Origin of the sequence: Alteromonas australica (assembly GCF_000730385.1) — a bacterium.
GTDB lineage: Bacteria > Pseudomonadota > Gammaproteobacteria > Enterobacterales > Alteromonadaceae > Alteromonas > Alteromonas australica.
The window spans coordinates 2,656,281-2,673,158 of the sequence record NZ_CP008849.1 but is presented as its reverse complement, the minus strand read 5'-3'; the positions used below and the strand labels follow the sequence as shown (position 1 = coordinate 2,673,158).

The 16,878-nt window shown below is 46.3% G+C and carries 13 protein-coding genes; 9 read left to right on the top strand and 4 right to left on the bottom strand.

The window, feature by feature from the left end; translation table 11 throughout:
• Window positions 1–54 precede the first annotated feature (54 nt).
• Window positions 55–894: a crotonase/enoyl-CoA hydratase family protein gene (locus EP13_RS11785; protein WP_044057458.1), complete on the top strand. Its 840-nt coding sequence runs from the start codon at window positions 55–57 to the stop codon at window positions 892–894.
• A gap of 104 nt (window positions 895–998) precedes the next feature.
• Window positions 999–3,041 carry an NADPH-dependent 2,4-dienoyl-CoA reductase gene (locus EP13_RS11780; protein ID WP_044057457.1) on the top strand — a complete coding sequence of 681 codons (2,043 nt, stop codon included), beginning with the start codon at window positions 999–1,001 and terminating at the stop codon, window positions 3,039–3,041.
• Between the two features lie 47 nt (window positions 3,042–3,088).
• On the opposite strand, the gene EP13_RS11775 is transcribed toward EP13_RS11780, so the two are convergent.
• From EP13_RS11775 to EP13_RS11765, 3 genes are all read right to left on the bottom strand, one after another.
• Entirely contained in the window at window positions 3,089–4,282 is a 1,194-nt protein-coding gene (locus EP13_RS11775; protein ID WP_052364381.1) for a retropepsin-like aspartic protease family protein, read from the bottom strand.
• 4 nt (window positions 4,283–4,286) lie between these two features.
• Window positions 4,287–4,727, bottom strand: coding sequence for an acyl-CoA thioesterase (locus EP13_RS11770; RefSeq protein WP_408605305.1), 441 nt, complete (start codon window positions 4,725–4,727; stop codon window positions 4,287–4,289).
• A gap of 62 nt (window positions 4,728–4,789) precedes the next feature.
• On the bottom strand, window positions 4,790–5,500 hold the full coding sequence (locus EP13_RS11765; RefSeq protein ID WP_044057455.1) for an FFLEELY motif protein: 711 nt from the start codon (window positions 5,498–5,500) through the stop codon (window positions 4,790–4,792).
• A 161-nt stretch (window positions 5,501–5,661) separates the two neighbouring features.
• Here EP13_RS11765 and EP13_RS11760 point away from each other — a divergent pair, with 161 nt between their 5' ends.
• The 5 genes from EP13_RS11760 to EP13_RS11740 all read left to right on the top strand — a co-directional run bounded on the left by EP13_RS11760 (window position 5,662) and on the right by EP13_RS11740 (window position 12,949).
• Window positions 5,662–6,210 (top strand): elongation factor P hydroxylase, encoded by a 549-nt coding sequence (locus EP13_RS11760; protein ID WP_052364380.1) that lies wholly within the window; start codon window positions 5,662–5,664, stop codon window positions 6,208–6,210.
• A complete protein-coding gene (locus EP13_RS11755; protein ID WP_044057454.1) occupies window positions 6,207–7,337 on the top strand; it encodes an ATP-NAD kinase family protein in 1,131 nt (376 codons plus the stop codon). Before EP13_RS11760 ends, EP13_RS11755 begins: the two co-directional genes overlap by 4 nt.
• Before the next feature lie 52 nt (window positions 7,338–7,389).
• On the top strand, window positions 7,390–7,689 hold the full coding sequence (locus EP13_RS11750; protein WP_044057453.1) for a YfcL family protein: 300 nt from the start codon (window positions 7,390–7,392) through the stop codon (window positions 7,687–7,689).
• A 179-nt stretch (window positions 7,690–7,868) separates the two neighbouring features.
• A complete protein-coding gene (locus EP13_RS11745; protein ID WP_231497858.1) occupies window positions 7,869–12,002 on the top strand; it encodes a hybrid sensor histidine kinase/response regulator in 4,134 nt (1,377 codons plus the stop codon).
• Window positions 12,003–12,136: 134 nt separating this feature from the next.
• Window positions 12,137–12,949, top strand: coding sequence for a mechanosensitive ion channel family protein (locus tag EP13_RS11740; protein ID WP_081869575.1), 813 nt, complete (start codon window positions 12,137–12,139; stop codon window positions 12,947–12,949).
• 12 nt (window positions 12,950–12,961) lie between these two features.
• On the opposite strand, the gene EP13_RS11735 is transcribed toward EP13_RS11740, so the two are convergent.
• On the bottom strand, window positions 12,962–15,124 hold the full coding sequence (locus EP13_RS11735) for a winged helix-turn-helix domain-containing protein (RefSeq protein WP_044057451.1): 2,163 nt from the start codon (window positions 15,122–15,124) through the stop codon (window positions 12,962–12,964).
• Window positions 15,125–15,496: 372 nt separating this feature from the next.
• On the opposite strand from EP13_RS11735, the gene EP13_RS11730 reads away from it, so the two are divergent.
• Window positions 15,497–16,111, top strand: a complete 615-nt coding sequence (locus tag EP13_RS11730; RefSeq protein WP_052364379.1) for a FlgO family outer membrane protein — start codon at window positions 15,497–15,499, stop codon at window positions 16,109–16,111.
• A gap of 4 nt (window positions 16,112–16,115) precedes the next feature.
• The gene (locus EP13_RS11725; protein WP_044057450.1) at window positions 16,116–16,877 is read left to right on the top strand and encodes a FlgO family outer membrane protein; all 762 of its coding nucleotides are present in this window, start codon (window positions 16,116–16,118) and stop codon (window positions 16,875–16,877) included.
• Window position 16,878: the final 1 nt, after the last annotated feature.

The window sequence follows — 16,878 nt, the reverse complement described above, 5'->3', positions numbered from 1 at the left end:
CTGTCTAGTTTGCAAATTTGTTAACAGGAACAGCCCAAGGAGACAGCGCAAACCATGAAGTACTCTACATTAGAAGTAAAACAAGAGGGTCATATTGCCCACGTAGTACTTAACCGCCCTGATGCAATGAACAGTATGATCCCAGAATTTTGGACAGAACTGCCGGCGGCCATTCGTGAAATAGATGACGAAGCTAAAGCTCGCGTCATTGTTATTTCATCTACAGGTAAGCATTTCTCTGCCGGTATGGATTTATCTGTGTTCTTGAACATGAAAGAAGACTTTAAGGGCGACCCGTCGCGCAGGGCTGAACGCATGCGCCGCATGGTGATGCTGCTGCAAGACAGCTTTACTGCCATTGAGCAAGCACGGGTGCCGGTTATAGGTGCCGTTCAAGGTGGAGCCATCGGTGGCGCGGTAGACCTACTAAGTGCATGCGACATGCGCTACTGCACCCAAGATGCTTTCTTTACTATAAAAGAAACCCAATTAGGCATGACGGCCGATGTGGGTACCCTTCAACGATTGCCTAAGCTTATTCCTATTGGTGTTGTGAAAGAGCTGGCTTACACCGGGCGCAACTTTGGTGCCGCAGAAGCGCAGCAGCTCGGCTTTGTGAATCAAGTATTTGACGACCAAGCATCAATGCTCGAAGCGGTAATGAAAATAGCCCAGCAGATTGCAATGAATTCGCCGCTAGCGGTATCAGGCACCAAGACGATGATTAACTACGCGGTAGAACACACGGTAGCAGAAAGCTTAACCTATATGGCTACGTGGCAAGCGGGTATGTTCCAAATGGAAGACGTGTTCAAAGCCATGGAAGCACAGAAAACAAAAACACTGCCGGAGTATCCGCCGCTGCACCCAGCGATTAAAAAAATGAATTCGTAAGTTTATGTATGAGCGCGTTTTTAAACAAAGCGCGCATTATAAAAAATAGTTAACAGGCATTTTAACGGCTTTTATCAAGCCGAAACGACTTTCAGGAATGTATCATGAATCAGACCGTTACCGATCATCCCGTTTACCCCCATCTATTTCGCCCGCTAGACTTAGGCTTTACTACGCTTAAAAACCGTGTGCTTATGGGCTCTATGCACACGGGCTTAGAAGAGTTGCCTGACGGCCATAAACGTATGGCGGCTTTCTATGGCGAACGCGCCAGAGGCGGCGTTGGGCTTATTGTAACAGGGGGCATTGGCCCCAACGAAGAAGGGGCAACGCATCCTTCCACTTTTCGTTTAGACACCGATGAAGCGGTGAACAATCACAAAGAAGTGACAGACGCCGTTCATATCGCGGGTGGCAAAATTTGTATGCAAATTTTGCATACAGGGCGCTATGCGTATAGCCCTAAACTTGTTGCACCTTCTGCGGTACAAGCGCCGATTAACCCGTTTAAGCCAAAAGCACTTGAAGCTGAAGAGATTGAAAAGCAAATACAAGATTTCATTACTGCAGCGACTCAAGCCCAGCGCGCAGGGTACGATGGCGTTGAAATCATGGGGTCTGAAGGCTATTTCTTAAACCAATTTATTGCAAAACGCACTAACCATCGTGACGACGAGTGGGGTGGCGAGTACGAAAACCGCATCCGCTTGCCTATTGAAGTAGTCCGCCGCGTGCGCGAGGCCGTAGGTAAGCACTTCATCATTATTTACCGCCTGTCGATGCTTGACCTTGTTGAAGGTGGTTCAACGTACGATGAAGTGGTGCAGCTGGGCAAAGAGATTGAGAAAGCCGGTGCAACTATCATTAATACCGGTATCGGCTGGCACGAAGCGCGTATTCCAACCATTGCCACCAAGGTTCCGCGCGCAGCGTTCACTTGGGTAACCGCGAAATTTCGCGAAGCGCTTTCAATTCCTGTTATTACATCTAACCGTATCAACACGCCTGACGTAGCGGAAGAAGTGCTATCTCGCGGTGATGCAGATATGGTGTCGATGGCGCGTCCATTCTTGGCCGACCCCGACTTTGTGCGTAAAGCGCAGCAAAATAAAGCCGATGAAATTAATACGTGTATAGGCTGTAACCAAGCCTGTCTTGATCACGTATTTAACGGCAAAATGACCAGCTGTTTGGTCAACCCTCGTGCCTGTCACGAGTTGGAAATTAACGTAAAACCAGCTGAGACTAAAAAGCGTGTTGCAGTGGTTGGCGCAGGCCCAGCGGGATTAGCTGCAGCCGTGACGTCTGCCCAGCGCGGTCACGACGTTGTAATTTACGATGCGTCTAGCGAAATTGGTGGCCAATTTAATATTGCTAAACAAATCCCTGGCAAAGAAGAGTTTTACGAAACGTTGCGTTATTTCAAACGCCAGATTGAGCTTCATAAAAATATTACGGTTAAACTGAATACTTATGTTGATGCCGCTCAATTAAATGACGAAGGCTTTGATGAAGTTATGGTAGCCACAGGTATTAAGCCTAGAACCCCTGCCATTGAAGGTATTGAGCACGAGAAAGTACTGACCTACATCGACGTGTTGAAAGAGAAAAAGCCTGTTGGTAATAAAGTGGCCATTATCGGTGCTGGCGGCATTGGTTTTGATACCGCGGAATACCTGTCTCATGGCAAGGAAACACCAAGCCAAGACATACCTGCATTCATGAAAGAGTGGGGTATTGATATGACCTTCTCGGCCCGCGCGGGTATTGAAGGCGTTAAGCCACAGCCTGAACCATCGCCAAGAGAGATTTTCTTACTGCAACGCAAGACCACAAAAGTGGGCGCAGGTTTAGGAAAAACCACAGGGTGGGCGCACCGGGTAGGCTTGCTGGCCAAAGGGGTGACTATGATCCCAGGTGTTAGCTACGATAAAATTGACGATGAAGGTCTACATATTACGGTAGACGGCAATAGCCAAGTATTGCCGGTAGACAACATCATTATTTGTGCAGGCCAAGAGCCAATGCGTGACATCGTCGAAGGTTTGAACATGCCATATCACCTTATTGGTGGTGCCGATGAAGCATTGGAGCTAGATGCTAAACGCGCCATCGACCAAGGCACACGGGTGTGCGCGGCAGTGTAGCGCACTTTCATCGTTATTCGATGTTTCGATACTGCTTCAAAAGCCCCTTAATCTGCATTAAGGGGCTTTTTTCTTTCCTGCAACAGTAGCTGATTTTCCTGCGGCAGAATAGAAAAGTCGAATTTGCCCAATATATTCATGCCAAGTAGCCCATCAGACTCAGGTAAAGCGTCTTCGGGTAAAACGATGGCTGATATGTTGCTGATTTCATAACCGGCGAATTTAAAAAGGGGGATTTTTACGAGTGCCGCTTCTATGCTGCCAGACGCAGTATATACTTGAAAATTTCCCACAAATGGTAAGGTACTGTAGCCTCCCATTCGCCTAAATAATGAATAGGAGATAGCTGAAATAGTGGCACCTGTATCCAATATCATGTCGGCATCTTCATCAAGTGTAATAGCATCTACGCGATATTGATCGCCATACCTTCGTAACGGCACGTACACTTCTCTAACGTACCCCTCAGCGGTTATGGCACTCTCGCTATTTTCTCTAAGGCTAGAGGGATTAGCGGGGTTGTCGACGATGGAAGACGCTTCTTCTTGGTATGCAAACCCCCGAATGGCTTGTGCTTTACTATGGTTAAAGGGCAGCGCCGCCAATACATCTTCCATTAACGTCAATTTTTGCTGATGGGCGTAAGCTTCAGCAAGGTTAAGAATATAGGCGTGCTCGTCGGGTACACGCTGGTATAACGCTTCGTTAAGTTGCGCCACCAACTCCCATTGCTGTGCTTGGCGTAGCTGACGCTGCGCTTGTTGATAAAGGGTGGATATTTCAGCGTTAACATTATTTCGCGCTGAAGTTGAAAGGGATGAATCGGCTAAGTCGTAATAATGAATAAGTGCAGTAGAAAGTGGTTGAGTTAACTTAATCAATTCGGCTTCAATGAGCAGTAAAGCTTCATTGTTAGGCGCATCTTTAAGGTAACGATTGAGTTGTTCCGCTAATTTGTCATAGTGGCCCGCCTCCAGCATTTTGCGCAGATCTCGTACTGCATTCGCTATATTTTCGTCTGAGTAGGGAACATCGCCGTTGTAACGTGCGCCTTGAGTGGCAGAATGACCGCCATTCGGCTGTAACACTGCCGAGCTATCTCCGGTTAACCTTTGTTGATAAGCGCTTTCATGGCTGATGGCATTTTGATTCACTTTTTCAAGGCGAAGCCATAAGTAGCCATTAATACCGATGGAAGCCACTAACAATCCAAGAAGAAAATACACTAACACACGGTTCATCGGATCACCTCGTGGTGGCTTGCGGAAAAACACACGCACCACCGTAAATCTCGGTAAAGCGCGAAGGCATTCGCTTAGGAGCGCCGGTATCAAGGCTAACGCACACAAAGGTGGTAATAGCATCAAAAACAGGTTTATTGCGCTTGGGGCATATGAACTGAAACTGGCGTTTTAGTGTGAGCTTGAAGTCGCAAAATACAATCCATGTAGCGCACGCAAGCGTGTCACCTAAATGGGTGGGAAGATGATAGTTGAGCTCATGGCGCTTAATCACCATGCCCCGGTTTAGTGACTGATAATCGGCAAATTGTAAGCCAAGCGCGTTCGAATGCGCCCAGGCCAGGCTTTCTAATTGCGACAAATACGCCACATTATTTACGTGCTGGTAGTGGTCAATATGGGTTTCATCAATTTGCCACTGCTGAACAAATGGCTGTGGGTACATCCACGATATCACAGGCTCGCTCAATGTTTTTCCTCAACTTATTTCATTGCTTAGACGCGATTTCACACTACTGGCAGCGGGTTTTGCTCGGGTAACTTCACGGTATCGTCGAGCAAGGTCTGCATAAGCGCCTTCTCTCGCATAAGAACCGGCTGAATGAAGCTTTGTACATCGCCAATGGCTTTAAAGGCATTAAATCCACGTTCTAAAAATTCGTGCAGCGCGAGTAGGCCAGCCAGTTTGGCAGGGCGACGAGACAATGAAATTAACATACCTATACCGCGAATTTTGATGACATCCGCCAGTTGGTCACCTAAATGAGAAATAATCGCTATTTGATGTGCTCTGTCTTCTGCTCTACCAATATGTCGGTAGGCTTGCGCGTAGCTATCACGATGAATGGGTTCGCCGGGGTAGTTCGCATCCATGTATTGCGCCATAGCCATGTCTAAATCGAATGAGAGGGCGTTAAGAGAAAGGGCATCGTCCATCGCATTCATGGCTTTATCGGGGAGAACTTTGGCGAGTTTTGGTATTACGCGTACCAAATCAGCGTCCCTTTGGCTGAAATCTTTCGGCCCATAAAGTTCTTCAACAAAAAATGCCATGGCCTTTTGATAGCGTTTTTGCTGCGCTAAATCGTCATGAGAAACAAGTAGGCGCTGGCACTGCCAGTCTTGTAGTTGATGAATTAGCGGCATGATATTAAGTTGGTTCGCCATGTCGCGAAGCGCATTGACGCGATGAATATGTTTAACAATCTCTTGTGCCAATAGAAAGACTCCATCACTGTGGTTTCTGGATTGCAGAGTCGATAGAGTGACCCAACCCTGCTTAGCTTTCAAGTGAGAAGTGGCTGTTTTACTGATATAATACCGGATTTATTACCGCGCCTGCCCGCGTGTTTAATTGTTTGTTGACCTATAAGTGATGTATGAATTTAGAAGGTAATCAAAACCAGCCTCAGCAACGGGATGAAGACGTACCTATTCTCATAACGTTGTTTAACCGCACCTTTGCTGATTACAACACCCGTTTGGTGCTAGGCGAGGATGAACCCGTATACCTACCCGCTAATGACCAATGCCCTTATCATCAAATCGTGTTTGCCCACGGTTTTTTTTCAAGTGCCTTGCATGAAATCGCCCATTGGTGCATTGCGGGAGAAGCCCGACGTTTGCAAGAAGACTACGGTTACTGGTATTGCCCCGATGGACGTGATGCCCAACAGCAGGCCAATTTTGAAAAGGTAGAAATAAAGCCCCAAGCCATTGAATGGGCATTCACAGAAGCGGCAGGAAGAAAGTTTCAGGTGAGCACCGATAACTTAAACGGGGCAGAACCCGATAGGGAAACCTTCACAAAAAATGTGGCGGCTCAATTGGCGTGTTATCAAGAAAAGGGGTTTCCACCGAGGGCTCAGCGCTTTATTGATGCATTGACGGCAACATTTTCAACCCTGGCAAAGGGGAGCGCAGCATGAGTAATCCTCAATTTCGACTGGGCGTTATTGTTAACCCTTTTGCCGGGATTGGCGGCGCATTGGCGCTAAAAGGCAGTGACGGTGCGCAGGTGCGTGAAAAAGCGTTAGCCATGGGCGCGGAAAAAAAAGCCAACGAAAAAATGGCGAAAGCATTAAGTATTTTAGAGGCGCTATCGGGCAAATTTACCGTTGTGACCGCCCAAGGAGAGATGGGCGAAAGTGTATGTGTATCATTGGGGTTACCCTATGAGGTTATCTACTCACCAAGTTGCACGCAAACCGAGGGTGAAGATTCAGAAAAAGCCGCCCAGGCTATGCTTGAGGCCAATGTGGATTTGCTTTTATTTGCCGGAGGGGATGGTACCGCTCGAAATATTTGCAACGTGGTGGGCGCGGCGATACCCGTGTTAGGCGTGCCTGCTGGGTGCAAAATTCATTCTGGCGTTTACTGTGTTTCGCCCGCGGCGGCAGGGCAGGTGGTGAGTCAAATGATTGCCGGCGAGTTAGTTAGCGAAATGGAGGCCGAAGTCAGGGATATTGACGAAAATGCATTTCGACAAGGCAAAGTCATTGCCAAGCATTACGGAGAAATGCGAGTGCCCGCCGAGCTAACGTATATTCAGGCGGTAAAAATGGGCGGGAAAGAAGATGAAGCCCTTGTGCTTGATGATATTGCTGCCTACGTAAGTGAAATGATGGAAGATGAACCCGATACCTATTTTGTGATGGGATCAGGCTCTACGGTGGATGCGATAATGGAGTACCTGGGGCTTGAAAACACCTTATTAGGGGTTGACGTGGTTCGCCAGGGAAAACGAGAGGCCAGTGATGTGACAGCATCGCAGCTTATTGCGCTTACCCAAGGTAAGCCGTGCAAGGTGGTGTTAACGGTTATTGGTGGTCAAGGCCACCTCTTAGGGCGAGGAAATCAACAACTTAGCCCAGAGTTTATTCGCCACGTAGGCAAACAAAACATGATAGTGGTGGCCACTAAGCAAAAAATCCGTGGGTTACACGGAAAGCCATTACGTCTAGATTCCGGCGATGAACGTTTGGACGCCCAGCTAAGTGGTGCGTTCACTATTATTACCGGATACAAAGATAAAGTATTGTATAACGCCGTTTAATATTAGCCCTTAAAAAAGAGGCGCGCGCGTTGAGTTAACAAAGGAGAAAGTCTTGTTACCACCTGCTGCAGCACCACAATCTGTGGTCGAAAAAATAGCAAAAATTGAATCCGCCCTAGACGATGTCGTGAACCATGGCAGTGACGATGAATTGTTTATTGCCAGCTACTTGCAAGGGCACTTTGCCGTAGAAGCACGACAGTTAGAAATGCAAGAAAATGCCACGATTACGCTGCTTGATGAAAAGATGCAAGAAAGCCTTCAGCAAGCTTTCGCTAACAATGAATTAGAAGGTGACGACGCCGCTCGGGTTTCTGCTTTGTGGGCAAAGCTTATGTCTGAAAGTCGTTAATCTCGCAGACTTCATGCTTCTTTTGTCGAATGGATATACGCGGGTAAATGCTCTACATTAGGAGGTAATTCAATCATTACCCTTCCTTACCTATACGTTTTTCATATTCAATGACGGCAAATTGCGCATATCATCGTAACCCTTTGAACATAGCCACGCGCTTGATAGCGGTGGTGTTTATGTTTTTTTGTTGTGCGTGTTCTTCGTTCGCTGTTGGTAGCGATACCTTGATGAATGAATATGCCATTGAAAAACTCACGTTAGAAGAAGGCTTCGTTTCCTCAGAGATTTATTCCATTATTCAGGATCGTAAGGGGTTTTTATGGTTTGGTACCGCTGAAAACGGGGTCATGCGGTACGATGGTAGAAACGTCACCCTGTTTGAGTACGATAGATCAACAGCCAGTGGGCTATCACATAATGATGCTGGCAATCTCATGCTCGATAAAAACGGCAATATTTGGGTGGGGACCTGGGGCGGCGGCGCAAACAAGTACAATCCGGCGACCGGCGAGTTTACGCGGTTTGCCCATGATGCCACACGAGATGACGCGTTATCGTCAAATCGTATTCAGTCGCTATTTCATGACGCGAGTGGTGATATTTGGTTAGGGTCTTATGCGGAAGGGTTAAATAAGTACCTAGGGGGCAATTCGTTCGCCCGTATTCAAGCCATTGAGGGTAAAGCCGATAGCCTTTCGCATAACCGAATATGGGATATTGAAGACAACGATGAGCATAGCTTATGGGTAGCCACCAGTTTTGGCCTCAACCTATTAGATAAACGCACGTTATCCGCCACACATTTCTTTCCTGAACCTGACAATAAAACAGGAACGGGCGCCAACGAAATTCGGAGCATTCTCATTGCCTCTAATGGGCGCTTTTACGTGGCTACCCAAGAAGGGCCTTTCATCTTCCACCCCGATACCGGTGAATTCACCCGGCAGTTAACGGTGAACGGCACCACGTTAGGCCAAGTGAATTCGATGATAGAAGATCACGAAGGTTATATTTGGTTTGTGACGACCAACGGCATTTATCGACAAGCCATGGATGAGCATGCCGTCGAAAAACTGGATTTTGATTACAATAATGGCCTTCGTATTATCTTTGAAGATCATACTCATACCAAATGGGTTACCAGCGAAGTTCATGGCATTTTCAAGCTAACGCCTCGCAAAAAAGTTAAGTTGATTAACAGTGATGAGTTAACACCACCCAATGGCATTGCGTTAGATGATGAAGGTGATGTCATCATCGTGAATGCCAGCGGCGATGTTTATCGATGGCAAGTCGACAATCAAAACCTCACTAAAATTGCAGACTCTGTGTTTAATGCTTTCGAGGGGTACGTGGACGATGGCGTTATAGAGCGTCCTATTGTGCTGCCAGACAGTGAGGCCTATTTGTGGATAGCGCAGGATGATTTTCTGGTTAAATTTAATCTAGAAACCGGCGTTTCTACCCCGGTGACTTACCCTCATTCAGACGAGCGCTTTAGGCAATTTAGAGAATTTAGGGCGCTGGCGCTAGATGACGACAATCGACTTTGGATTGGCACCTATAAAAATGGTGTTTATGTGTATGACGAAACTGATCATGCCTTTACGCATCTCAATCACGCCCAGGGGTTGTCGCACCCTGAAGTGCTCGATGTTACCAAAGACGATAAGGGTAACATGTGGGTGGGTACGGGCAGAGGGGTCAATATCTGGCCTAAAGGTGAGGATCGCTTTATCAACTTTGTTTACGATGAAAAGGACTCGGGCAGCCTTTTAGGCAACATTGTTGATGACATTCATCAAAGCGCAGATGGAAAAATTTGGGTAGCGACCCAAATGGGATTAAATCTCTACGTACCTGACAGCGCTTCATTTCAGCCCTTTAGTGAAGATGACGGCTTGCCCGCATCATTAATACGCGCCGTGAGTGATGGCAAAGACAGCACGCTTTGGTTAACCACCAATAAGGGAATCTTCTCTTACGACCCCCTAAATAAAAGCACACTGAATTATAAATTAAATACGAATTTAAGTGGCAAAAACTACTACCCTAATAGCCTATTTCGAGCAGCCAATAATACTTTTTTTGCTAGCAGTCAGCGAGGGGTTGAATACTTTAGCTATGTGCAAAGCGACACGGAAATGGCGCAATCGAATATTGTATTAACAGGGTTTACAAAGATGGGGCAAGAAACCCCGCTAGACAAGCCGCTTCCCTATGTTTCTGAAATCGAGTTAAGTTATCTCGATTACTTCTTTACTCTTGAATTTGCTGTACTTGATTATACGGCGCCCAGTAAGGCGCGGTACGCCTACAAGTTAGAAGGCTACGATAATAACTGGATTGACATAGGCAATCGGAATAGCGTTTCTTTCTCTAATTTAAACGGTGGGCATTATCGCTTACTCGTAAAAGCAATGAACCATGAAGGTGAATGGGGGAGTAGCATCCTCAATTTACGCTTGCATGTTTCTTCTCCGCCGTGGAAAACCTGGTGGGCATACACCTTATATACCCTCTTTTTGGCAGCCTTAGTTTACTTGGTTATTTATCTGCGAACTCGGCTACATCAAACAGAGATCACAAAGCAAAAACAATTTGTTGTTGCCTTGGAGCAGCAGGTGTCTGAAAAAACTGCCTCATTAGAAGCGCAAGCCTGTGATTTAAAAGAAGCGGTAAGCAAAGCCGAAGAAGCGACTAAGCTTAAATCTGAGTTTCTTGCCAACATGAGCCACGAAATAAGAACCCCAATGAATGGCGTCATTGGCATGTTAACGCTACTTAAAGATACAGGCTTAACAAACGAGCAAGCCCAGCGGGTGAATATTGCAAGTACCAGCGCCAACGCTCTGTTAAACCTCATCAACGATATTTTAGACTTTTCAAAAATTGAAGCCGATAAACTTGAACTCGAAAGCGTAGACGTTGACATCCGAAGTCTTGTGGAAGACCTCGTGCAATCGGTTGCGCATATTGCTCAGGAAAAAGGCATAGAGATAATCGTCGATGTCTCTGCCATCCGTGTTTCTACGATAAAAACAGACCCAAACCGACTTCGTCAAATAATAACCAATCTGCTAAGCAACGCCATTAAGTTTACCGAGCACGGTGAGATTAAGATTACCGCCAGTCTTCAGCCTTCTGAACCCAAAGGAACCCAAATATTCCAGTGTACGGTTAAAGACACCGGTATTGGCATACCTGAACATAAGCTAGCGCACTTGTTTGATGCTTTTACCCAAGTGGATGCGTCTACCACCCGGCGCTACGGTGGCACAGGGTTAGGCTTGAGTATAACGAAAAAGCTCTGCAACTTACTTCAAGGTGATATTAAAGTTGTTAGCCAGTTAGGTGAGGGCAGTTGCTTTAAAGTGCATTGCCAAGTGAAGCACGCTAGCACGGCCACGCCACTCAACGCTGTGCTTGAGGGCGAAATTAAACGTTGTTTAGTGATAGATGATAACAGCGCTAACCTATGTGCATTACAGAAGCAGCTTAGTGCAATGGGCGCTCACGTTTTAACCGCAAAAGACGGAGCGTCGGCACTAACGCTACTTCAGCAACAGTCTAGCAGTGATAAATGCGATATTGTGATAATTGATAGGCACATGCCAGGGATGAGTGGCACCGATACCATAAAGGCGATACGGGAAGATAAAGTGAACAACGCTGTTAAGCTGGTACTGTTAACCCAGTTGGGAGATGTGGGTGAAGCTCATTATTTTCAGCAGTTAGGGGTGTCAGCGGTTTATCCTAAACCGTTTAGAACCGACGATATGCGGGCCATGCTAAGCGGAGAAGAAAATCTTCAGCCATTTATAGCCAAACAGGTGAATTCGCCTAGGCAGGCTAATTATCACCTTGATGAGAAATGCGGGGCAACAAATCAAGGCAAAATGAATGACGCGCACGCCCCAAACGGTGTACAGGTACTGTTGGTAGAAGACAATGCCATCAATCAAATGGTGGCCGTGAATGTTATTGAAAGTATAGGCCTAGCTGTTACGGTGGCGAGCAATGGTAAAGAAGCGCTCGATGTATTGCGTAAGTCCAACGAAGGCGGCCGGGCATTTACCTTAGTTATTATGGATTGCCAGATGCCTGAAATGGACGGTTACGAAGCGACCAAGCAGATTCGACAAGGAAAAGCGGGTAACGAGAATATTAACATTCCCATCATCGCAATGACGGCTAATGCCATGCAAGGTGACAAAGAAAAGTGTTTACAAGCGGGTATGAGTGACTTTTTAACCAAGCCGGTCGATCGTGAGAAGCTGGTTGATAAACTCGCCCATTGGGTTAAGTAGGCCTAAAATCACATGGCGTAGCAGCGTATTGTTGATGATAAACGCAATAAGATTGAATTTGTACTTGAATAAGGCACTTACCGTTGTTTATGCTCTCAGTCACATCCCCCTCCAGCGTAATTAAACAATAAATGATAGACGAACTACAACAAGCACAGGCGCTTTACGACATCCTGATAGAATTTGCTGTGGCCTACAGTTTTCAAATTGTCGGCGGCTTGTTCATTTTATTTGTGGGGTGGTGGCTCGCCGGTAAAATTGGCAATGTGGTCGAAAACTTAATGATTGGCCGCAATATCGATATAACGCTGAGTCGTTTTACCGGTGGCGCCTGTAAAATCCTTATTCTTGCCCTTGTCGTTATTATTGCTCTTGGCAATATAGGCATTAGCGTGACGCCATTGATTGCCGCAATTGGCGCAGTGGGATTGGGGGCAGGCCTGGCTATTCAGGGAATGCTGGCGAATTATGCCGCTGGTTTTACCATTATTATTACCCGTCCATTTGTTTTGGGTGACACTATTCAAGTTCGCGGTGTGTCTGGCGTAGTGGATAAAGTCATGCTGCCTTACACCATATTAATTGACGAAGACAACGTACAGATCCAAATTCCAAATAAGTTAATTGTTGGCGAAATTTTGCATAATTCTGCTGAACAAATGCTTATTGAACTTGAGGTTGGTGTGGCCTATCACAGTGATGTTAATCAGGTCACCGCGCTCATAGAAAACGCCATTGCAAAGGTAGACGGCGTGGATAGCACCAAAAAGCCTGCAGTTGGCGTGGATAACTTTGGTGATAGCAGTATTAATTTCGGTGTACGGGTATGGGCGCTTACTACCCGTCATTATGAAGTTCGTTATGCGCTAAATAACGCCATATTTGCAGCACTTAAAAACGACAGTATCGAAATACCTTTCCCACAACGGGAAGTGAAAATGCGTTAAGCCTGCTTTATGTTAGTGGGCTAAATTTACCGTGCTATGAATGTCGCCTTCTAGGCTTTCAAGATCGCTAACTAAAACCTGCCCCTGATGTACGTCATAGCTAGAAAAGGCGTTAAGGGGCAACACGTCAGCACTGCCTTTCTCAGCTATCGGGACGCTGTTTATGTATTCCCTTTCTCCCACGGTGGTCACGTAATACACAACGCCATTATCGATTTTTACGTGATAAAACCCCTCAGGTAACCTGATTTGCATATCTTCGAGGAATGGCGCGTAGTCGAGTTGTTTCTTTTCCAGGTGAAGACCATCAAGGCGGTAAAGCTTATGGCTATGTTGCTCTATAAGGTAAACATAGCGAGGGTTTTCAACATCGCGCAGCCCAAATCCCCATCGGCGAGACAAGCTGCGCGTATCCGAACCGTTGATTGATAGCACCCGCAGGCGTGGTACGCCATCTTGAACTTCGGTGATACCAATGTGAGTGCCAGTTAGCCAGTCTAGCGCAATAATAGGGTTGCCCGCGCCGTATATACGTTGCTCTGGGGCAAGGGCAGACAGGGGGGCCTCAAAGGCCAATGCACTCGTTGGCACAAGGTAAACGTCATTTTCCACATTCAGCAGTAGGTTTTTGTCATCGCCAGATAGGGATAAATAGGACAGTGAGTGTGCTTGGGGGAAGTTAGTCACGATGTGTGCGTAGGGTTGGGTTGCATCAGCCAGATAAACTTGGCTTTTCCCACTGCGTTTCGACAAAAATAAGTACTTATTTTTTGTGTGAAAAAGTGCAGGGTAGGTGTCCATAACCGCTGAATTGTCTACAGAGGCGAGATGGTCGCTCTTGCCCTTTTGGAAGCCATCAGAAGAGGCCAACCAACGAAGGCTCATATTTTCTTGATAGGTGCTAAAAAGGATGTTTTTTCCCTCGGGAAAGCGGGATAGATGTGCCGACAATGGTTGTGAAGAATTCACCACGGTGACGGCATGACTGCCGTCGAAATTACTGGTAATGATTTGATTTGACGGGGGCGCAGAAAAATAGAAAACCTGCTGTGAATTATGGTGCCATATTGCTTCATACACAGGGTGAGAGAATGTTATGCCCTGTGTCATCTTGTTGTTGTTAAGTTGTAGCGCGAGTAATTGCGTCTTGTGATCGCTAGCTGTACTCATGATAAGCAGCTTTTTTCCATCAGGAGAAATATCAAGGCTGTGGTGTCCCCAACCTGTTGGTTCGGGTTGCGCGACCAGTTGGTGAGTTTGATGCTTTATGTCGAAACGATAGATGTGATTGGGCCAATAGTTTTGCGGCTGAGCGGTATAATAAAACGCCTTTTCCTCTTGGTGATACGCTATATCTTTTAACTTTTTATTACTGCAATCGAAGTGCTTCTCGCTATGCTCAATGCGCAACGGGCGAATAGAAAGAGAGGTTAATGTTCCTTCGTATACCGTACAGGTTGCGGATGTTTTGTTGATATAAAAAAGCTGGGTGGCTGATGTGTTGGTGTTTTGGGTGACATCAATAATGTGAGTAATGCCTGTAGGCAATGCAATCTGTTGGGTAACGGACGACTTTAGATGTTTAAGCCAAAGTGTATAGTGCTTGCCTGTCTGATGTTGTCGCAAAAACAAAAGATGCTCACCGTTTGGGTGTGCGGACGGCGAAATCTCAACACCGGACGCACGGGTTAAAGCAACAGATGTACCTGTATCAGGTGCGTTATTGCCCGCCCCCCAGCTAAACAGCGCCACCAGCGCGATTATCAGTAGCAGGGCTCCACCACCGGCGGCGTAGAGGTTTGTTGATGGTAGTTTTGAGGCACTTACAGACGAACCTATGGAGGGGACAACTGCTTCTTTTTCTACCGCAGATAGGGAACAAACAAACCTATAGCCCTGCTTAGGGATAGTTTGAATATAGCGGGGGCTTTTAGCGTCGTCGCCTAATATTTTGCGAAGGTTGCCTATTAGCTTGTTCACCGCATTATCGGTAACCAAGGTACCAGGCCATAAATGGGCTAGCAGATCGTCTCTTGTAAGTATGCGATTAGGTTGTTCGGTAAATAGCAGTAACAGATCGAATATTTTGGGCTCAAGGTGAACAATGCTTTCGCCCTGATTAAGCAGAAGCTGTCGCTTCTCAATGTCGAATATGTGACTGCCAATATAAATCATAGCCTACTGCATTGACGCAAAGTACAAGTAGCATTCAACTATACAGTAAGGGAATATTTACATAAAGAACAAATAGTTGCCTGTGCAATCTTTGCTGCTTTTGTGAAATATCACCTTTTCATCATCTTTGTTACGGTTTAGCAGCACAAGGCAAGCGGCAATAGTAAACGGCAAAGGGCTTCCGCATTTTGGGATGAGTTCGCGTATATTGCCTGTAATCTATCCAGCGTGTATTTGTCTAATGCACAGATTTTATTGGGGTTTGTTAAAAATACACTTGAAGTTTAGTTAGGTGGTGCGAAGATTGCAGACCTGCGGTAGACGTTGCATGAATTGTGCAAATCTCTTGTTTCGCTAGATTTAGGTTATTTTATGATTGCTATCAAAAAGCCATTGCTGGCATGGGTTGTTATTGCATTAATGCAAGTGGGCTGCAGTTCATCCGAACAGCAACAATCAATGTCTCAAGCAGAAACCCCTAATGTGCCGGCGTTGGGTAATGTTGAATACCACACTTATATTCTAGCCAATGAGCTTTTTGCGGGCGTGCGTCCTTCACGGCAAACCCGTTACGCCGTGGTAGGTTTTGTTCCCGCCGACACCATGAAATATAACCCTGACAATCAGCATCCACTTATGCTTTTAGGCCACCAATTAGAGCAAGGTATGATTACCGAAGCGTCAAAAAGAGGTTTTACTACTCAAGAATTTAAGTTATCGAACGATATAATGTTAAACGACAACAGTGACAGAATACTAACAAGAGATATTGAACAGTTGTCAGACATTGAACGCGTAGACTTTTATATAACGGGCACCCTTGTATATCAACAGGCGGGCGCTATGGTTAACGCGCGCATTATTAATGCAAGAAACAAAGACGTGGTGGCCGCTGCGACGCGCTTTTTCCCTTCAGAATTATTTTGGGAAACCGAGCAGGTAACCAGCCGCAATGGGCGTTTGTACAGAACCGAGAGTACGAGGTAACGGGATGAGTGCATTTAACAAGCGAATAGCCTTAATGGTAGCAGGGATAGCAGTTTCCCTAAGTGGCTGTTCTATGATGAAAGGTGATGACGAAACGGCGCAAGCCGAGCCTGTTAGTCAACCTATGAATGTCATCGATATTACGGCCATCGACCGTGCTCCGGTGGAGCCAGACGATGATGATGAAAGCGCAAGTCAAGGTATGGATGCCTATGGTGCCATTGGCCAACCGCCACTCTATTCAAGCGTGCAAGGCGCTTACAAGGGCCGACCACTCACTAAGCATATTGGCGATTATGTGAAAAACATGACCCAAGACCTTATTGCTAACATGGAGTATGTGAACGAAAAAACGCCCATTGGTGTAACGCACTTCGCATTAATTGATACCGACCTACAAACTACGGATTTACTCGGTAGGCAAATGGCCGAATCTTTTGTACATGAATTGCATAAATTTCGTGTTCCTGTTATCGATTTTAAAGCCACAGATTACATTCGAATTACCACTGATGGCGACTTCGTATTAAGTCGAGACTACCTAGAGTTAAGCAGTAGTTTACCCATTGAGTATGTGCTAACAGGCACCATGGCGAAACACCAAGGTGGTGTACTCGTGAACGCGCGAATTTTAGGCATAGAGTCTCGCGCAGTGGTGGCCAGCGCACAAATGCTGGTGCCGTTTTACGTGGTAGATGCACTTATTCCTAGTGATGGTAGCCAGCAAAATGGCATGCGCGATGGCGTAAGATTAAGCCGAGGTTAAC